Source organism: Acinetobacter sp. 228, from assembly GCF_048147885.1.
In genome coordinates this window covers 1-1463 of sequence record NZ_JAYWYV010000233.1, presented here as the reverse complement: position 1 = coordinate 1463, position 1463 = coordinate 1, and the positions used below count along the sequence as shown (strand labels likewise).

At 36.6% G+C, this 1463-nt stretch carries 1 rRNA gene and 1 pseudogene; both read left to right on the top strand.

The features are described from left to right. A pseudogene (locus tag VXQ92_RS17710) lies at window positions 1-877 on the top strand (DUF6670 family protein); the annotation flags it as partial. A gap of 419 nt (window positions 878-1296) precedes the next feature. After that, window positions 1297-1463: ribosomal RNA gene (locus VXQ92_RS17705) — 16S ribosomal RNA — on the top strand; the annotation flags it as partial.

Sequence of the window (1463 nt, the reverse complement as noted above, 5' to 3'; positions counted from 1 at the left end):
ACTGTACTGGTTAGCAATAGCTTACATAGTGTAGGGCACTTAAAAACTTATTCCATTCGACGCCAATGTCAGCTTAATCCTAGTCGGTATCAATTCGATAAAACTGATCTTATTGAGTGGCAAATCCCAAGAGTTCAGCTTAGACGAATCGATTCTGAAATGAGTTGTGATTTAATCGTCCAAACTCCTTCCGATATTTCGAATTCATCAGCATTGCAGTGGGGAATATCTGACTACTGGTCTATTTTGTGCCACTGTGAAGGTGAGATTTTATATAAAGGACAGAAATATGAGGTCAATGGATTAGGCCGATTTAAACATGCTCGGGCCTTACATTTACCTTTTTTATCTTTATGTTTTTATACCTGCCAAATTATTAATTTGAATGAAACAACTCAAGTTACACTTTCTCAAATAAGAAATCAGTGGAATATCATTCTATTTTCACGTTTAGATATTCAAGAACTAGGAAAGCAGCCCGTCACGTTTACCGAAGATGTTAATTTCCACATCCACCGGGTTTATCCAAAAGTTGAAACACCGCATGGGCGAGAAATGTATTTACCACGAGAGTTTTCTTGGCAATGTAAAAAAAATGGAAAAGTTATTTTTGAACTCTATGGTGAAAGTCGTGGTGATTACAAATTTGGGTTAGCTGCTGGATACATAGGAAGTTTTCGTTATCAATTAAGTTGGAATGATCAATGTCTTCAAGGAGAAGGTGGATATTGTGAATACATTGATTGTCGACCTTTAAGATGGCAAGAAAAGAATCAAAACGAAAAAATGCTCGATAAATTGCTGCTTTTACAACCGTGTTTATATAAAAAATGAATATTTTTATCATTTTTGGGTAAAAAACGACCGCTTGATATGAAATGCTATAAAAAGGGGTTGCAAAGGGAATGAGATGGTCTATAATGCACATCCATCGGCGGTGATGCAGATAGAAACTTGTTGAAAAACAGTTACTTGTGATTAGATTAGTTGCTTTAGGTGATGAATTTGATGATGAGATGGTTTAGAGAATAAGTTTTAAAAATATCGAAATTACCTGTTGACTTTTAAGAGATTAAGAGTAATATAGCCGACCTAGCTTGCTGGTGACGAACCAGTAAGAAGATCATTAAGAGAATTGAAGAACAACTTGTGTGGATTTTTACTGATTGATTAATCGAAATAATTTTCATTGATTGATTGGTTTAAATTACTCGAAGTTTATTTGAGCGAAATTTAAGTCAGTAATTGATGAGCCAGAATTGGCACCTTGTCTATAAATAAGGTGCAAAATGATTTTAACTGAAGAGTTTGATCATGGCTCAGATTGAACGCTGGCGGCAGGCTTAACACATGCAAGTCGAGCGGGGGAAGGTAGCTTGCTACCGGACCTAGCGGCGGACGGGTGAGTAATGCTTAGGAATCTGCCTATTAGTGGGGGACAACATCTCGAAAGGGATGCTAAT